The sequence below is a fragment of the Acinetobacter sp. 24-47-62 genome, assembly GCF_056779765.1.
Map to the genome: position 1 here is coordinate 1 of NZ_JBWYIN010000015.1, position 17,084 is coordinate 17,084.

16 protein-coding genes are annotated in these 17,084 nt (G+C 39.2%); 6 read left to right on the top strand and 10 right to left on the bottom strand.

The annotated features are described in order from the left end of the window. The 3 genes from AC1M87_RS12200 to rimI form a co-directional block, all read left to right on the top strand. On the top strand, positions 1–107 hold a 107-nt coding region (locus AC1M87_RS12200), incomplete at its 5' end, for an EF-Tu C-terminal domain-related protein (RefSeq protein WP_074166867.1). A gap of 207 nt (positions 108–314) precedes the next feature. After that, complete coding sequence (locus tag AC1M87_RS12205; RefSeq protein WP_035267371.1) at positions 315–1,196, top strand: metal-dependent hydrolase; 882 nt, start codon at positions 315–317, stop codon at positions 1,194–1,196. Positions 1,197–1,300: 104 nt separating this feature from the next. Continuing rightward, the gene (gene rimI, locus AC1M87_RS12210; RefSeq protein ID WP_481593825.1) at positions 1,301–1,759 is read left to right on the top strand and encodes a ribosomal protein S18-alanine N-acetyltransferase; all 459 of its coding nucleotides are present in this window, start codon (positions 1,301–1,303) and stop codon (positions 1,757–1,759) included. Between the two features lie 14 nt (positions 1,760–1,773). On the opposite strand, the gene AC1M87_RS12215 is transcribed toward rimI, so the two are convergent. From AC1M87_RS12215 to trxB, 3 genes are all read right to left on the bottom strand, one after another. Continuing rightward, a complete protein-coding gene (locus AC1M87_RS12215) occupies positions 1,774–2,589 on the bottom strand; it encodes an arginyltransferase (RefSeq protein ID WP_180028761.1) in 816 nt (271 codons plus the stop codon). Positions 2,590–2,606: 17 nt separating this feature from the next. Further along, the gene (aat, locus tag AC1M87_RS12220) at positions 2,607–3,338 is read right to left on the bottom strand and encodes a leucyl/phenylalanyl-tRNA--protein transferase (RefSeq protein ID WP_481587889.1); all 732 of its coding nucleotides are present in this window, start codon (positions 3,336–3,338) and stop codon (positions 2,607–2,609) included. Between the two features lie 115 nt (positions 3,339–3,453). Next, a complete protein-coding gene (gene trxB / locus AC1M87_RS12225; RefSeq protein WP_481593826.1) occupies positions 3,454–4,401 on the bottom strand; it encodes a thioredoxin-disulfide reductase in 948 nt (315 codons plus the stop codon). Between the two features lie 261 nt (positions 4,402–4,662). Here trxB and AC1M87_RS12230 point away from each other — a divergent pair, with 261 nt between their 5' ends. Continuing rightward, complete coding sequence (locus AC1M87_RS12230) at positions 4,663–7,815, top strand: DNA translocase FtsK 4TM domain-containing protein (protein WP_481593827.1); 3,153 nt, start codon at positions 4,663–4,665, stop codon at positions 7,813–7,815. A gap of 45 nt (positions 7,816–7,860) precedes the next feature. Here the strand turns inward: AC1M87_RS12230 and AC1M87_RS12235 are convergent, their stop codons facing one another. Further along, positions 7,861–8,958, bottom strand: coding sequence for a helix-turn-helix transcriptional regulator (locus tag AC1M87_RS12235; protein WP_481593828.1), 1,098 nt, complete (start codon positions 8,956–8,958; stop codon positions 7,861–7,863). Between the two features lie 222 nt (positions 8,959–9,180). Between AC1M87_RS12235 and AC1M87_RS12240 the strand changes: the two genes are divergently transcribed. Next, positions 9,181–11,532, top strand: coding sequence for a YadA-like family protein (locus AC1M87_RS12240; RefSeq protein ID WP_481593829.1), 2,352 nt, complete (start codon positions 9,181–9,183; stop codon positions 11,530–11,532). A gap of 112 nt (positions 11,533–11,644) precedes the next feature. Here the strand turns inward: AC1M87_RS12240 and AC1M87_RS12245 are convergent, their stop codons facing one another. The 6 genes from AC1M87_RS12245 to AC1M87_RS12270 form a co-directional block, all read right to left on the bottom strand. Beyond that, entirely contained in the window at positions 11,645–11,932 is a 288-nt protein-coding gene (locus AC1M87_RS12245; RefSeq protein ID WP_035267385.1) for a PA4642 family protein, read from the bottom strand. Positions 11,933–12,120: 188 nt separating this feature from the next. Then, positions 12,121–12,393: a cell division topological specificity factor MinE gene (gene minE, locus AC1M87_RS12250; protein ID WP_035267388.1), complete on the bottom strand. Its 273-nt coding sequence runs from the start codon at positions 12,391–12,393 to the stop codon at positions 12,121–12,123. Between the two features lie 2 nt (positions 12,394–12,395). Continuing rightward, a complete protein-coding gene (minD, locus tag AC1M87_RS12255) occupies positions 12,396–13,208 on the bottom strand; it encodes a septum site-determining protein MinD (protein WP_035267390.1) in 813 nt (270 codons plus the stop codon). Between the two features lie 61 nt (positions 13,209–13,269). Then, a complete protein-coding gene (minC, locus tag AC1M87_RS12260) occupies positions 13,270–13,983 on the bottom strand; it encodes a septum site-determining protein MinC (protein WP_180000266.1) in 714 nt (237 codons plus the stop codon). A 116-nt stretch (positions 13,984–14,099) separates the two neighbouring features. Further along, the gene (locus AC1M87_RS12265) at positions 14,100–15,137 is read right to left on the bottom strand and encodes a preprotein translocase subunit SecA (RefSeq protein WP_416202018.1); all 1,038 of its coding nucleotides are present in this window, start codon (positions 15,135–15,137) and stop codon (positions 14,100–14,102) included. A gap of 35 nt (positions 15,138–15,172) precedes the next feature. After that, positions 15,173–16,102 (bottom strand): acyltransferase, encoded by a 930-nt coding sequence (locus AC1M87_RS12270; RefSeq protein WP_481593830.1) that lies wholly within the window; start codon positions 16,100–16,102, stop codon positions 15,173–15,175. 244 nt (positions 16,103–16,346) lie between these two features. On the opposite strand from AC1M87_RS12270, the gene AC1M87_RS12275 reads away from it, so the two are divergent. After that, entirely contained in the window at positions 16,347–17,000 is a 654-nt protein-coding gene (locus AC1M87_RS12275; RefSeq protein WP_481593831.1) for a YiaD family glycine zipper/OmpA-like lipoprotein, read from the top strand. The last annotated feature ends 84 nt before the right edge of the window (positions 17,001–17,084 follow it).

The following is a 17,084-nucleotide window of genomic DNA, read 5'->3' on the forward strand; positions in this document are numbered from 1 at the left end:
CAGTAGAATTAATCCACCCAATCGCAATGGACCCAGGTCTACGTTTTGCGATCCGTGAAGGTGGTCGTACAGTTGGTGCTGGTGTTGTTGCTAAAGTAACTGCATAAGTATTGATTGTGTGAAAGAAACGCCCCTTTGGGGCGTTTTTTTATGGAATCTATAAAATTGTTAGACAATAAGAGTTGTAAGCTGTCCTTAACTGATAATGATGTGACCTATAAGGCATTTATCATAAAAATAATAAATCACTAAGATGAAGTAATGAAAAGAATCATAAAACTAGATTTGGATAGATCCCGAATAGGAGTCCAGCAATGAATGCTAAAGTAAATATTACAAATCGTGCCGGTGCATCATTTCCAGTACGTCGTATGCAATTTGATTTTGATCACGTACCAGAATATTGGATGAATGGTTCAGCAGGACTAACTCATTTCATGACAGCGTTATCTGCATTATTTCCTGCAGGTGAAAAATTCTTTATCGATTCAGTCCGTGCGGTTCGCCAACATCCAGCCATTAAAGATAATGAAGATCTCCAAAAAGAGATTTCAGCATTTATTGGTCAGGAAGCAATGCATACACATGAGCATGCTGGCTTTAATGCATCAGCACAAAAATTTGGTCATGATGTTGCTGCACTTGAAAAAGCCACAGATACGGTCATTCAAACTTTTCGTAAGTCAGCTAGCACCGTTATGAAACCATTTGGTATTTCACAAGAAATGATCGATCTGATGGGAACGACTGCGCTAGAACATTTTACAGCAACCATTGCCTCAGAATTATTGCGTAACGAACATATTCAAGCATTAATGACTGATGAAACAATGGCGACGATGTGGGCTTGGCATGCCATTGAAGAAAATGAGCATAAGGCTGTCGCATATGATGTATTTGAAGGTGTGTTCGGTAAAGGAATCAAATCTTATCTTGCTCGAACATCTTCTTTAGTGGCAGCAATGGTTGTGCTATTCATGGTGCAGACTTATTTTGTAGCGCGTTTATTGAAAGACGATAAACAGTTAAATATTGCATCTTTGAAAGATATCTATACCTATGGATATAGTCCATCTAAAGGCATTATTTCTGGTATGGGTAAGGAAATGTTGGCTTACTTTAAACCAGGCTTCCATCCGAATGATTTGGATACCGTAGGTTTATTGGCAACATGGAAAGCAAAACTCGGTTTTTAAGTATTTACTTTTGTGCATTCGGGCAGCGTAAGCTGCCTTTTTTTATTTCATTTATTTTCGAACTTTCTATAATGTACTGACTTAAAAAATGTAATGTAGTGATTATGATTCGACCGATGCTGACATCAGATGTTGATGTGGTATATGAAATTGAAAGTTTGGGGCAAACGCATCCTTGGACAAAAAAACAATTTTCAGAAGCGGTTGATTCATATCAATCCACAGTGATTGAATACCAGAATCGTGTTGTTGGTTTCTGTATTTTACAGCCTGTATTGGATGAAGCAAATTTGCTGTTGATGGCAGTTCATCCGAAAATGCGTGGAAAAGGGTTGGGATATCAATTGCTTGAAGCTTCAATGGCTCAACTCAATAATGATCCCGTACAAATCTTTTTAGAGGTCCGAGAAAGTAATAAGGCTGCGATTGCACTATATGAGAAATCCGGATTTCATCAAATTGATATGCGTAAAAACTATTATCCAACATTAGATGGTGGAAAAGAGCATGCCATCATTATGGTAAAGGCATGCAGTGATAATTTTGCAGATTTATTCAAGTGACAAAATTCAATACCTTACTTTACAATAAAGTTATTCCATTCAGAGGGAAGTGTCGTCATCAGCATATGACCTAATTGATCGATTTCTTCGTTGCTGAGCATTTTATTCACACGTCGCCATTGACCATCCAGTAATAATTCAAAAGGCGCATATTGGGACTTATAGTTCATTTTGAATGAATGGGGTACCCAATATCCTAAATATACAAACTCTTGATTGTGCTGCTTTACATATTCAATTTGCTTAAGGACTGCAAAAACACCTAAAGAACGTTTGGATTCATCTGGATCAAAAAATGTATAGACGGCGGATACTCCATCATCTAATACATCGCAGGTTGAGACACAAATGAGTCGATCATCTTTCCAAAGTTCTATAAAGAAACTATTGCTACAACTGTGAATCAAAAACTTCTCGAATTGATCATAGCTAGGGGGGAACATATCTCCATCTGAATGACGCTCATTGATGTAACGTTCATAGAGTTGATAGTGTAAATCAGTAGCATCTTGAGTTTGGGTTATTCTAACTTCTAAGTCTTGATTACGTTTCCAAGCTTTCTTTTGTTGACTGTTCATTTTAAAAGCATCAACAGGTACACGACATGAAAGGCATTGTCGACACAAATGACATTCAGGTCGATAGACAAAATCTCCGCTTCTTCGAAATCCTACACGAGACAATTCTGATAAAGTTACAACGTCGATTTTATGAGCAGGATCTAAAAAAACCATCCGTGCTGATTTCTCGGGAAGATAACTGCAGTCATGCGGTGGTGTAATGTAATACTGCAGTTCATTTAATAGGGACTGGGGTTGATAAGAATTCATGTTGTCCCTCCTATTTCTCAATCCATGAGTCGTTGATCAAATGCTATTGTTTTACTTGAAAATACACCGTCTTTATACTTTTGCCAATCAATCTGAGGCTGTTTTATCACATCTTGTAACGAATTAAGGTAGTCTTGGCGAGAAATTGTGCAAGCACCTAAGCTCATGAGATGATCATTCACCAATTGACAGTCAACCCAGGGTGCCTGGTTTTCAAGGCTGATCAACATGAGGGTATAAAAAGCCATTTTTGAAACATCAGTCTCTCGACTAAACATGGATTCACCAAAAATACCCTGACCTATAGAGACACCATACAGCCCGCCGACAATCGAATTTTCTCTGCGTACTTCGACACTATATGCATAGCCTGACTCAAATAATGAACAGTAACCCTGAATGATATCTTCATTAATCCATGTTTCATTGGCATAACTTCGTGGTAATGAGCAAGAACGTATCACATGTTCAAAATCACGGTTAATGGTAATCGTATAATCATGTTTTTTCATGTTACGAATGAGTGATTTACTTGGATGGTATGACGAAGGGTAGATAATACAGCGAGGTTCTGGACTCCACCAGCAGATCGGCTCACCTTCGGAAAACCAAGGAAATAAACCATGTGTATAAGCTTCAAATAATGTAGAAGGGGAGAGGTCAGCACCTATACAGATTAGTCCTTGACCTTCGGGATCGGATTCAATTGGATTAGGGAAAATAAATTCAGAAGGAGGGAGCATAGGGATTAAGTTCTAAAAATAATAATGAAAAACCGAAGATAAAAATGTTTAAAATGATTATGCCAAGTTGAAAGAATAAAAAAACCACCCGAAGGTGATTTTTTGGGTTTTTAAATAAATATTAGTTGTCTAAATATTTCTCAGCGTCTAAAGCAGCCATACAACCTGAACCTGCTGATGTAATTGCTTGGCGGTAGATATTGTCTGCAACATCACCTGCAGCAAATACGCCTTCAACAGAAGTCGCAGTTGCATTACCACGTGTACCACTTTGAACTTGGATATAACCATCACGTAGTTCAAGCTGACCTTCAAACATTGCAGTATTAGGTTTGTGACCTATAGCGACGAACAATCCAGTCACTTCAACGTTTTGTGTTGTAGTATCAGTTGTAGATTTCAAACGAACACTAGTAACGCCATCTTGAGGGTTACCAAGTACTTCTTCAACTTCATGGTTCCAGATGATGCTGATTTTGCCTTCTTTCTCTTTTGCAAAAATATGATCTTGAAGGATTTTTTCAGAACGTAATTTATCGCGACGATGTACAAGTGTTACATGTGAAGCAATGTTTGATAAATAAAGCGCTTCTTCAACCGCAGTGTTACCACCACCGACAACCATGACTTTTTGATTTTTATAGAAGAAACCATCACAAGTTGCACACGCACTCACACCTTGACCCATATAAGCAGCTTCGGATTCTAATCCTAAGTATTGAGCCGTAGCGCCTGTTGCAATGATCAAAGCATCACACGTGTATTCTTCCATATCACCTTTTAAAACGAATGGACGTACATTTAAGTCAACTTCATTAATGTGATCGTAAACCAATTCAGTACCAAAACGTTCTGCGTGAGCTTGCATACGCTCCATTAAAGCAGGACCTGTTAAGCCTTCAGGATCACCAGGCCAGTTATCAACTTCTGTAGTTGTGGTGAGCTGACCACCCAATTGCATACCAGCGATCAAAGTTGGTTTTAAATTTGCTCGTGCAGCATATACAGCTGCGCTATAACCTGCAGGACCAGAACCTAAAATAATCAATCTTGAGTGACGAGCGCTCATGTATAAGCATCCTTTTAATTTGATATATCGACTTACTGAAAATTATACGTGAAACTTCACCACAGTTGTGTGGAATGAATGTGGATTATATTGATCAACTAAATCGAATTGAGCTATATAGTTAAAAGTGTTAACAAGGAAACCTTAGAAAGCTGCACCTTTTTTTAATGAACAGGTGCATAATAGTAAGTTTTCTATAATGAAGAAATTGTTCCATTTCAACATTAGAACATTAATGAATAATCGTTTACAGGACAGTATATGACTGCGGTGTCGAGTGTATATGCACAGCGCTTAGTTTTAACATTCTTCTTAATATCATTTGGTATTTATCTGTTTTTAGCAACAGTGACTTATACGCCATTTGATCCGGGTTGGATGCATATTTCGAGTGATACTCAACAAGTTTCAAATGCAAGTGGTGTCGCAGGTGCTTGGATTGCAGATCTCTTATTTGGATTTCTGGGCTGGGCAAGTTTACTGATTCCAATTTATTTATTCATTGAAGCGATTCAAGTGTGGTGGCCAAGAAGTTTTTTGAGTCGTCCATTTCGTTTTGCTGCTCAATTTTTCATTCTACTTACCGTCGCGAGTTTGTTTTATTTACTTTGGTCAGTGCCTGCAGATACGCTTGCTAACGCTTCAGGTGGAATCATTGGTTACGAATTGGGTGAGAGTTTAAAACAGCTTCTGACGATTTATGGCGCCGTTTTTTTTCTGATCGTACTTAGCATCGTTCTAATCACACTGGCTTTTGGTATTCAGTGGAACAAGACATGGTCTACTTTGAAAGCGACACCCGCTTATTTGCAAGATTTGTTCTATAAAAATGTACCTGAGACTGAATCAGCTTATGATTTGACGACTCAGCCAAAAGCGAAAAAAGAAATTGAACCTCATCTAAAAGGTTCAGCCCCAGTCCCTCATCAAGCTGAGCTCAATGATGTCGATCATTTAGAAGAGAAAGATCAATTACAAGTGCGTCATGAACGTACTGCTGAAAGACTATTTGAAGATATGCGTTTCCAAGAGTCTCAACAAAATCATCGTTTTGATGAAGATGATGAGGCAGAGCTCGAGCGTACCATCGCGAAAGCGCATGAGTTAGAGCGTGAGAGTCAACGTATTGTTCCAACGGGTGAAGTTTGGAAAGCCTTGCATAGCGATGAAGATCATAAAAGAGAAATTGATGAGCTTTTGCGCGCAGCAGAGGAGGATCAGTTTGATCAACGTACTTCAGAAATTAATGATTTAAGTAAAAACGTTCGAGTAGAGCAGCGCTCAACTGTTCAAGATACTGCTTTGGACTGGAATGATGATCAAATCTTTGATGAATTGCTTGAAGTTGTTCCACAAGGACAGCATGCCAAAGATATTCATACTCCTTTTCATCATCAAACAAATCCTTCAGGTCAATCTGCTGATGATCAAAATACAGCATCCCTAATCCAAAATACCTCAGCTATTGGTGCAAGTGCTGTATACGCAAGTCAATCGAGCGCAGCTGCGGAAGCGATCACTAAAGCAGATTTGTTAGCTTCTGAGCTTGATGGTCTTGCATCACTTGCGGATGAAGCAGAAGCTTTGTCTAATCCAGAGGTCAAGCGTCCAAATTTGGTGACGCCAAATATTAAATTTATGACTTCACCTAAGTCAGATACATTCGCGGAATATGAATCAGAGCAAGACACTATTGCCCCATCACCACAAAACATTGTTGAGCAAGAGGGATCATCAATTCCTGTTACTAAAGTGAGTGATGAGGAAAAACTACGTATATCTTCAGATAAAGATGCTTTTAGAGAAGCTTGGCAAGAAACGGTAGGTAAGCCTGAAGTTGAAGAGGATGAGTTTGATTTCGATGCGCCATTAACAGATGCTGCTGGTCGTCCAATGTCTCGTGCAATGCAAGTTGCAGAGCGCCGTAAAGATTTATCACCACTTCCTGGTTTGGATTTACTTGATGAAGTAGACCCAAACAAAAAAGTAAACTTCACTGCAGAGCAATTATCAAGATTATCAGAACTGTTAGAAATTAAATTACAAGAATTTAATGTTAAAGCGAAAGTGATTGAAGCTCAACCGGGTCCAGTCGTGACCAGATTTGAACTAGATCTTGCTCCTGGTGTGAAAGCCTCGAAAGTAACTAATATTTCTCGTGACTTAGCACGATCAATGTCGATGGCATCAGTACGTGTGGTTGAGGTGATCCCAGGAAAACCTTACATTGGAATTGAAGTTCCGAATAGCACACGTGAGATGGTGCGCCTGATTGAATTGGTACAAATTCCAAAATTTAAGGATCCAGATGGAATCTTATCCATGGCCATGGGTAAAGACATTTCTGGTAACCCAGTCATTACTGAGTTAGGTAAGGCACCACATATGTTGGTTGCGGGTACCACAGGTTCAGGTAAATCTGTTGCTGTAAACTCGATGATTCTATCGATGCTTTTAAAATATACGCCAGATCAATTGCGTCTTATTTTGATTGATCCTAAACAACTTGAATTGGCGAACTATAATGATATTCCACATCTACTTACACCAGTTGTGACTGACATGAAAGATGCAGTCAGCGCTTTAAATTGGTGTGTGAATGAGATGGAACGTCGTTATAAGCTGATGTCGTTCTTAAAAATACGTAAATTGAGTGACTATAACCGTAAAGTTGAAGAAGCAATTGCCAATGGTGAAGATCTATTTGATCCAACTTGGAAAGCCAGTGAGTCAGTTGCAGGTGAACGTCCTCCACGCTTAACGCCATTGCCATCTATTGTCATTGTGGCGGACGAATTTGCCGACATGATCATGCAGGTGGGTAAGAAGGCGGAAGAGATGATCACTCGTCTAGCTCAAAAATCACGTGCTGCAGGCATTCATTTATTACTTGCGACACAGCGTCCATCCGTCGATGTAATCACAGGCTTAATTAAGGCAAATATACCGACGCGTGTTGCGCTACGTGTAAACTCTAAAATTGACTCGCGTACGATTTTGGATGCGGGTGGTGCAGAAGATTTGCTTGGACATGGTGATATGCTGTTCTTAGGACCAGGTAAAATTGAGCCTGAGCGTGTGCATGGTGCATTTATTGCCGATGACGAAGTGAACCGTATTTGTGATGCATGGCGTGAGCGTGGTGCACCAAACTATGTGGATGAAATTCTCACCCCATTTGATGAAGAGCCAGCATCACGTGGCTTTGAAGATGGGGATGGTGCTTCAGACCGTGACGCACTTTATGATCAATGTGTTGCTTTTGTTTTAGAAACCCGCAAAGCATCCACTTCATCTTTACAGCGTAAGTTTAGTCTTGGTTATAATCGTGCCGCACGTATTATTGACCAAATGGAAGAAAACGGTATCGTGAGTGCAATGGGCGCAAATGGTAAACGTGAAATTTTAGTTTAACGAAGACTGACTCAGAAAAAGCAACCATAGGTTGCTTTTTTTTATTTAACTCAAAAAAGTGTTGTTTTTGGGGGTAGTCCATTGGCTGGCAAATGTGATCAGTTCACTGACAGAGTGAACATTCAAGCTTTGATAAACTGACTTGACACAATCTTTAAATACCGCAGGGCTAATGGATAATTTTTGTAAAATTTCACTTTTATTCATGCCTGTAATTAACGAAAAAGCCACTTGGCATTCTCGGGGTGATAGATCAAGTGCTTCTAGTTTTTTTAAAATAATGAGGGAGCGTGGTAATGAGCGCTTTAAGTATAAGGCGATATTTGTATCGGTTGTATTTTGACTACTTAACCATTCAGCACGAAGGGTTAATATTCCATTAGGAATGGTCAAACTAAGCTTGGGGATTTGTTGCCCATATTTAAGCTCATTGATGACTTGATAGCATGATTTTGGCAACGCTTTATATGGTTCCCAAAATTCATAATGTATCGGGAAGAGATTCAATAAATCCTTTGCAGCATCGGTCATCATGACTAACTCATTTTGAGAATTTACGATTAACAACGCTTGATCCGATTCAATTACATCATCGCCATCCTCCATTTGATTGTTAAGCGCATATTCGATATAGACACCAGCTTGTTCTAATAAACGATGATCTTGTAATTGGAAGGGTTGTGACATACGCCTATAGAGGGTAATACCTCCTGCAGGAATATGATTGCGTTCTAATCTTAGATCTAGTGTATGGTGAAGACCGCTTTGGCGCACAATCATCTGGTAGGTTAAGCTATGAAAATAAGGATCATCTGGGCGTAAAAGATTTCCGACTTTGGGTAACATAGGGCAGTTGAGCCAGCGGATATGGCTTTCGGTTTTTAAGTTTAAGAATAATTCAGTATTTTCTTGCACATACCTCATCGACTGAGGGTTAAGATTTTTGTAATACAGGATATAAGGTTCACCATTTGGATAGGTTAGTGCCATACCGTAGGCATCATGTGGAATCAAAAAATTTAAATAGTCAAAAATACTGGGCGCAATGGTAAGTAGCGGAAGTTGAGTACAGCAAAGATTTCTCAGGCGGTGGAGGGTGCCACGCCTTGTTCGATCACTTTTACGAAAACTTATTGAATTCATCTTCGATTGAACTGTTTTGATTATAACAAATTCAAATTATAGATTTTTTAAAAAAAATTGAGATAAAAAAGTAAATATTAATCATTTTTTCATCCCCCCTTTAAGGGGGGCTTCGGCATTATCAGCTTTATGGTTTGATTTTCCTGAATATAAAAAGTCTTTCTTGCAAGCTAGGGAATATTTGCAAGTGACATGGCCATGTCAAAAACTAAGGGGAATTACATGAACCATATATACCGAGTTATCCGTAATCGTAATGGAAAATTAGTCGTAACAGGGGAACTTGGACGTACACGTTTTGCACAATCTTTAAAAAATATTGGAATGACGACAGGTTATCTGATTTTAATTGGGGCATTAACCGCAATGACGAGTCAGGTGCAAGCTGATGAATGTGAGGGTTCAACAGGCACAGCGACGAATTCAGACACTACATCTTTCATCTGTGGTGAAAATAACTCAGTGGTTGCACCGAGCAGTGTGGTTATGGGACAAAGCAATAACGTCAATATTGGGATGAATCATACTGTTTTTGGTTTGAATAATACGGTGACACCAAACGCTGTAACGACAACGCAAAATAATGTGGTCATTGGAAATCAAAACACAACGCATCATACAAGTAATATTGCCATTGGTAATAATCAAGTGGTTAAGGGGGAAGGGAGTATTGCGATCGGTAGTTCAAATACTGCTGAAGGGGGTATCTCTATAGGTATTTCAAATTTAAACTCGTCTGTAAAATCTGTTGTTGTTGGTATGAATAATACTCATGATGTCGCAAGTAATGGCTCGATGATTTTTGGTAGATTTAATGAGGTTGATGCGACGAATTCTTATGTAATTGCCTCCGACAGTAATGTGGATGGTAGCAAAAATGTGGCTGTCGGTGGTTCAATTATTATTCGATCAAGACCAAATGATGATCGACCAGTAATAGAGTCAGTCGCGATAGGTGAGCTGAGTCAGGTTTATGCGAGCAACTCTGTTGCTTTAGGTAGTGCATCGGTTGCAGATCGAGAGAATGTTATTTCAGTCGGTAGTGATCAATTAAAACGCCGAATCATGAACTTAGCGAAAGGTTTAGATACTCATGATGCTATTAATGTTGATCAATTGACACAAGCTTTACAAAGAATAGTAGGTAGTGAAGTGACTATGTTTCAGGGGAGTGTGATGCCCCTTTCATTTGAAATGCAAGGCAATACATACCAAAACATAAATCAAACTATTGGAGGGATTGATATTGAATTTACAGCGTTAAAAGACCGAGTGTCTGCACTCGAAAATAATGGTGCAGGCAGTGGAGCAGGCACGGGTGCAACAGGACCAGCTGGAGCAAGTGCGTACGAAGTTGCTGTGAATAATGGATTTGAGGGCTCTGAAACAGATTGGCTTACATCATTAAAAGGTGAAAAAGGCGATAAGGGAGATAAAGGTGATCAAGGTCCACAAGGATTGAAAGGTGACAAAGGGGATCAAGGTATACCAGGTACAAGCGGTGGACCTGGTGGCGGTGTAGGACCACAAGGTGATAGTGCTTACCAAGTGGCGGTGAATAATGGATTTGTAGGAACAGAGCAAGATTGGCTGACGTCACTCAAAGGAGATAAAGGTGACCAAGGTCCTCAAGGATTGAAAGGTGATAAGGGAGATCAAGGTGATCAAGGACTTCAAGGCTTAAAAGGTGACAAAGGTGATCAAGGATTTAGTGCTTTTGAGATTGCTGTACAAAATGGCTTTAATGGCACCGAACAACAGTGGCTAACGTCTTTGGCTAGTGGTGGAACTGTCGTAATATCTGTTGGAACAAATCCTAGTGAAAATGCAATATTACCAAATGCAACAGGTGAAGATGCTCTTGCAATCGGAAGTTCATCAGTAGCATCGGGTCGTGAGAGTATTGTAATTGGGGCTGAATCACAAGTCGCTGGTGAACATGCAACAGCTTTAGGAAATCACAATACGGTTACGGGTGAAAATACACATTCAGTTGGTAATTTCAACAATATTTCAGGAAATAGTACTGTAGCTCTTGGGAATAATATAACGTCTGACGCAAATAATGCTGTTCTTTTAGGAAATGCTTCGTCTACCGATCGGGACAATACGGTTTCAGTGGGTTCCTCTACGCAACAGCGCCAAATTGTTAATGTGGCAGCAGGTACAGTGGATACCGACGCAGTCAATGTAAAACAAATGCGTCAAGCAGATCAGAAAGTTTTGAGCGATGCACAGGAATATACGAATATACGAACCAATGAAATATTGAATCAGGCCAATGAGTATACTAGTCGACGTGTAAATGCTTTAGAACAGAGTTTTGCCGATGAACGACGTGACACTCGAGCAGCTATTGCAGCATCTTTGGCTGTCGCTTCATTACCCCAGCCAACTTATGCTGGTGCAAGTATGTTCAGTGCAGCTGCTGGTACATGGGATGGTGAGCAAGGTATTGCCATTGGATTTAGTGGGGTTTCTGAAACGAATCGCTTTGTCTATAAAGCATCTGGAACCGCAAGTTCACAAGGTGATGTTGGTGGTGCTATTGCATTGGGTTGGCAATGGAAATAATCTAAGTTTCACCCAAACGTAAAAGTAACCTTAATACGAAACTATTTTTTAACAGGTATAAGATAGATTTAAATCAAAAAAGCCTGCTCAAGCGGGCTTTTTTATCTGTTTTTTAGGCAAATTTTGCTAAAACAGCAAGGAATTCTGCACTTTGGCGTGGGAATTCTGCGATCACATCATGAATACGTTTGCCTTCAGGATTTTGAGCGTTAAGATCACGACCATCTGCTATAAATTTAGTGAGTAAACGCTCATAGTCATTAGCACGCATATGTTTAAAAGCATGATAGAGAACATGAAAATCAGCGTTTACACCTTCAGGAGGTAACTGATTTAAATAGGCAAAAACACGCTCGTCTGACCATTCTTCATTGAACGTGGCTGGCTGTGATAATGCCATCACAATCTCCTTGGTATTTTTAATCAATAAAAAAGGGCAAAATATGAGACTAGATGAGCAAAGCACTGCTTTGTCTAGTCGCAAGACTTGAAGCTCTGCTTCAAGTGGGCGGAATATAGCTAATAGCCTATTTCTGCCACTCTCATATTTTGCCCTGATTCAATTTGCTTGACTAATCAAAAATCAGATTAACGTTCTTCAGGCAAATTGATATTCATTTCTAGCATTTCGATATTTGCTTCTGATCGAACCGACATTTGTATATGCTGTTCATCTACACCACGCACATAACGATTCACAACTTGCATGATTTCTTTTTTCATTAAATCAATTTTATCTTGGCTTAAACGCTTACCTAGACCATTTTCAGATGCCACGATAACTTTTAAGCGATCTTTAGCTGTTTGTGCACTTGATGGTTTGTCATCACTACTAAAAAGTTTACTCCAGAATCCTGCCATCTTTATGCTCCAAATAAACGTGCTAACCAGCCTTTCGGCTTCACAGAGATGTGACGATATGGACGTTCTTCACCAAGGAAGCGTGCAACAAGATCGTCATAAGCTTGTCCAGCTGCTTCTTCAGTATAAAGAATAACAGGCTTACCTTCATTCGAAGCTTGTAACACGCTTTTACATTCAGGAATTACACCGAGCGTTGGCACGCGAAGGATATCTTTAGAAATATCATCGACTGTTAACATTTCTTGCTTGTCAGCACGTTCAGGGTTGAAGCGTGTGATACAAAGATGCTTACGAATACGACCTTCGTTATTTTCTACTTTCTTCGTTTTACTGTCCAACATACCAATAATACGATCGGAATCTCGGACAGATGAAATTTCAGGGTTCGTTACAATGATTGCTTCATCAGCATGGTACATTGCTAAAATCGCACCACGTTCAATACCTGCAGGAGAGTCACAAATGATGTAGTCGAACTCTTGAGAAAGTTCGTCCATAACACGTGCAACACCTTCATCGGTCAACGCATCTTTATCACGGGTTTGTGATGCAGGTAAAATATATAGATTTTCGATTTCTTTATCGCGAATAAGTGCTTGTTGTAATCTCGCTTCGTTATTTAATACATTCACAAAATCATAAACAACACGACGCTCACAACCCATGATAAGGTCGAGGTTACGTAAACCTACGTCAAAATCGATTACAACAGTTTTGTGGCCACGAAGGGCTAAACCTGTTGCAAAAGATGCACTGGTAGTTGTTTTACCTACGCCACCTTTACCTGATGTTACGACAACAATTTTCGCCACCGAATCCACTCCTGTTATGTTTATCCCCAATACTATAGGGGTTCTCATGTTTAGTTATACATTAAAATTCGAGTGCTTCAAAGACAAGCTCTTGAGCATCATTTAAATAGATATGTACTGACTTTTTTAGCATATGTGGTGGAATATCATCTGCAACACAATATGTTCCTGCGATAGATACTAATTCAGCTTCTAAAACATGACAGAAAATTCGTGCTGCTGTATTGCCACCGGCGCCGGCGATGACTCTACCACGAGCAGAGCCATAAATATGTATATTTCCTGAAGCGATGATTTCAGAGCCACTATTAATTCCAGCAGTTAAAATAATATCGCCGTGATCTTGTACCAGACATTGTCCTGTTCTAAGCACTTCATCGTGATACGAAGTTTTATGTGTGGTTGCAGGAGCTATGTGTGTTGGAGCCTTCTCAGCTTCAGGGGTATTTGCTGGGGCTTCTACCACTTGTTCTTTTGTTGCTTTGATGCGCTGCAAAGGACGATCAGCCGCAAGAACTGGGAATTGGATCGCACGTGCTTCATCACCCATTAAACCATCAACGACAGCCATGGGCTGTAACCCTAAACTGATGACCAATTGAATGAGTCCAATAAGTTCTTGTTCAACGGTTGTGTCTAGAATGACAAGCGCACCTTCATAAGAGGTTTCACTCATCATGGCACTTAATTGTTGGCGGATAACATTATGATCATTGGTGTCAAAGGTAATTCGGGTAAAATTCACCATTCTACCGGTAATCCGAATATCTGCCATATTCATTCCTTGCTTGCTTCCCGCTTTATAATCGAAGTAAAAATTGTTAATTGTGCAAATGCTAGTTCAATTCTCAAGAATTCTCTAGCGGATATATTAAATTAATAGAGAAATGATCATTCCTTGACTTGATTGTTTTTTGATAACTCTATTTGCCATTGTTTTACTGCCACCTGTTTTCTTAAAGACTCAAGACTTTCATAAACGACAGATTCAACGAGTTGTTCTAATGCATGATTATCAATATTGAGCTGGCTAATTTTTTCAGCAATGAGTTGATAATGCGCATTCGGTTTATCAATGGTTCCAGAAATAAAAGGTTCAACTAAACCGTCGGTAATATTTTCACCTAATCGTTGACCAATGTTGTGGATTTGCTGTTCTATACGACCACCCACCAATGGAATCAGCTTTAAGAGCTGTGTTAGCTCTGGTGTGTCTTCAATTGCTTTAATGACAATGTGACCAACGCCTTGCGAGATATTATCTTTTTGAAGTTTTAATTCGGTTGCTAAAGATTCTTGTAAGACTTGCGCTAATGTCGTGGCAAACATGTCTCGATGGTGATTCACCAGATCATGAATGATTTTTTTATGGGTTGAGCTAGTGTCTAACTCTTTTTTTACACTATCAATGACAGTAATCACCACACGATCAGAGAGCTCTTCCATGATCACGTTATAGTAAAAATTAAGACGTCTGAACCATTTATTAGGTATGACTTTATAGCCTAGCTCATGCAGTCTATAGGCAATCACTCCGACACGAATTAAACGTAAAAAGCGAAGGTAAGGGATAATGGCTAATATTTCATACCAATGAATGAAGGGAAAGAAAAACCAACGCTGATGATGTTTATTGACGATTGCAATCAGCCATCTTACAGCGAGTTCAACAATTAAAAATGTGATAAACCAACTTTCGGTAATGATGACCCATGGGTGAAGCTCGGATTTATAAAACTCCAGAATTTGAGGTAATTGAACCGTGTCAAATACCCATGAGCCAAAATTACTCATTAAAAATGCATTGGCACATAGACAAAACAAATTGACTAAAATAATGAGCATCATAAAGATGTCATAAATCAGGAACATCTTCCAAAATAACGTGTCATGACGCTGTGGACGGAAAGTTTTTCGAGAATTAGTCATGCGTTCTGTCATATGCAATACATTCTGAGGACAGCTTAATTTACAGATTCAGCTTGAAGCTGTTGTTTTAACTGTGTAATTAACTGATCTTTTTCTGTCCAAAGCTCATCAACCCATTTTTGGAAACGAGCGCGATAGTCGGCATCATCCTCATAATTGCCGCCATGCACCCAAGCAGGAATTTCAATTTTTCTTAAATTCACGGCAATTTGAGAAACTTCTCCTAACCAAAAATCTCCATAACCTGGCACACCATCTGGATAGACAATGGTCATATCGACTAGTGCATCAATTTCACTTCCTAGAATATTTAGGGCAAGTGCTAGACCACCCGCTTTAGGCTTGAGTAAATTTTTATACGGAGATTTTTGTTGAGCTTGTTTTTCGGGCGTATAGCGCGTACCTTCTAAATAATTTAACAAGGTAAAAGGTTGGCTGAGCAGTTGTTCACACGATTTACGCGCTTCTTCCATATCACGATATTTCAGCGCAGGATTTTTTTCGATTTGCGCTTTGGTATGACGCTTCATCATAGGAAAACCAAGAATCTTGAATGCTTGCCCAACAAAAGGAATAAAAATGAGTTCCCATTTCGTAAAAAAACGTGTGAGCGGCATACGTTTAAGACCAAAATATTGAGTAACAGTTGTATCCACCCAGCTTTGGTGATTACAGGTCATGATGTAACGACCTTGTAGATTGAGATCTAGATCTTCATCAATCGTGATGTGCCATTTAAGCTCAGGGAGAACTTTTTCAATGAGCCAGTTATTCGTACCAATCCAACCATTGGCGATATTGATATTGGTTTCATCGATTTTTGATGATTTTTTTACGAGTTTAGTCAAACCTAATGCAAGAATTGGTGGGCCACGAAAAAATGTACTTCCTGTGATCACAGAACCTACGGTTAAACCCTTAGAAATTTTTTTTAAAATAGGTTGTTTCTGCTTCTCTGCTGCCATTGCACAGTCCTAAAAAGTGATTGCATGTGATTGAAATTTTTAAAACACTATAAATCGAGTCGCTCAAATCACAAAGCCCGTTTTCTTAACTATGTATAAAATATGATGAAGCATTAACGAAAGATGCTACAAAAGATTACATATTGTTAATAAACTGTTTATTATTAACAAAATAGTAATGGTTAAATTGTTTCTAACAAATCATTATTCATCACATACAAAAACATATAAAAGGAGTCATCCCATGCGTGCATTAGCTATTTCAGCTGCAGTGGTTGGGGCAATGGTACTTTCTGGTTGTCAAACAACTGGTAACAATATTGGTGGCGTCGAGTATGACAAAACTGCATTGGGTACTTTAATTGGTGCAGCAGCTGGTTACGGTGTTTCTAAAGGTAATGCGAACACTAGCCGTCAAAATAACCGTGCAGCAGCGATTGGTGCTGTATTAGGTGGTGCTGCAGGTGTATATCTCGACAATAAAGAGAAAAAATTACGCCAAGCCACTGCTGGTACAGGTATTGATGTAAACCGTAATCCAGATGGCTCTATTAACTTAGTAATGCCAGGTGCTATTACGTTTGATACAAATAAATCAAATATCAAGCCAAACTTCTATGACACTTTAAACCGTGTTGCACAAGTTTTAACTGAAGACAACAAGAGCGGTATCCTTGTAACTGGTTATACTGATAGTTCAGGTAATGATGCGATTAACATCCCATTGTCACAAGCACGTGCTCAATCTGTTGCTAGCTATTTAGCATCTAAGGGTGTTTCTACAGCACGTATTAATGCTCAAGGTTTAGGTTCTTCAAACCCAATTGCTGATAATACAACTGCAGCAGGTAAAGAACAAAACCGTCGTGTAGAGATTGCTGTTTACGCAGTTCAATAATACATGATCAAAAAAGAGCCACCTTCGGGTGGTTTTTTTATGTCTGAAATTTATTCAAACATACCTTCATGAAATTTAACGTTA

Excerpts from the sequence above, each read along its gene's own strand:
- AC1M87_RS12205 (WP_035267371.1), top strand. The coding sequence starts at position 315 with ATGAATGCTAAAGTAAATATTACAAATCGTGCCGGTGCATCATTTCCA.
- rimI (WP_481593825.1), top strand. The coding sequence starts at position 1,301 with ATGATTCGACCGATGCTGACATCAGATGTTGATGTGGTATATGAAATT.
- AC1M87_RS12215 (WP_180028761.1), bottom strand. The coding sequence starts at position 2,589 with ATGAATTCTTATCAACCCCAGTCCCTATTAAATGAACTGCAGTATTAC.
- trxB (WP_481593826.1), bottom strand. The coding sequence starts at position 4,401 with ATGAGCGCTCGTCACTCAAGATTGATTATTTTAGGTTCTGGTCCTGCA.
- AC1M87_RS12230 (WP_481593827.1), top strand. The coding sequence starts at position 4,663 with ATGACTGCGGTGTCGAGTGTATATGCACAGCGCTTAGTTTTAACATTC.
- AC1M87_RS12235 (WP_481593828.1), bottom strand. The coding sequence starts at position 8,958 with ATGAATTCAATAAGTTTTCGTAAAAGTGATCGAACAAGGCGTGGCACC.
- AC1M87_RS12240 (WP_481593829.1), top strand. The coding sequence starts at position 9,181 with ATGAACCATATATACCGAGTTATCCGTAATCGTAATGGAAAATTAGTC.
- AC1M87_RS12245 (WP_035267385.1), bottom strand. The coding sequence starts at position 11,932 with ATGGCATTATCACAGCCAGCCACGTTCAATGAAGAATGGTCAGACGAG.
- minE (WP_035267388.1), bottom strand. The coding sequence starts at position 12,393 with ATGGCAGGATTCTGGAGTAAACTTTTTAGTAGTGATGACAAACCATCA.
- minC (WP_180000266.1), bottom strand. The coding sequence starts at position 13,983 with ATGGCAGATATTCGGATTACCGGTAGAATGGTGAATTTTACCCGAATT.
- AC1M87_RS12265 (WP_416202018.1), bottom strand. The coding sequence starts at position 15,137 with ATGACTAATTCTCGAAAAACTTTCCGTCCACAGCGTCATGACACGTTA.
- AC1M87_RS12270 (WP_481593830.1), bottom strand. The coding sequence starts at position 16,102 with ATGGCAGCAGAGAAGCAGAAACAACCTATTTTAAAAAAAATTTCTAAG.
- AC1M87_RS12275 (WP_481593831.1), top strand. The coding sequence starts at position 16,347 with ATGCGTGCATTAGCTATTTCAGCTGCAGTGGTTGGGGCAATGGTACTT.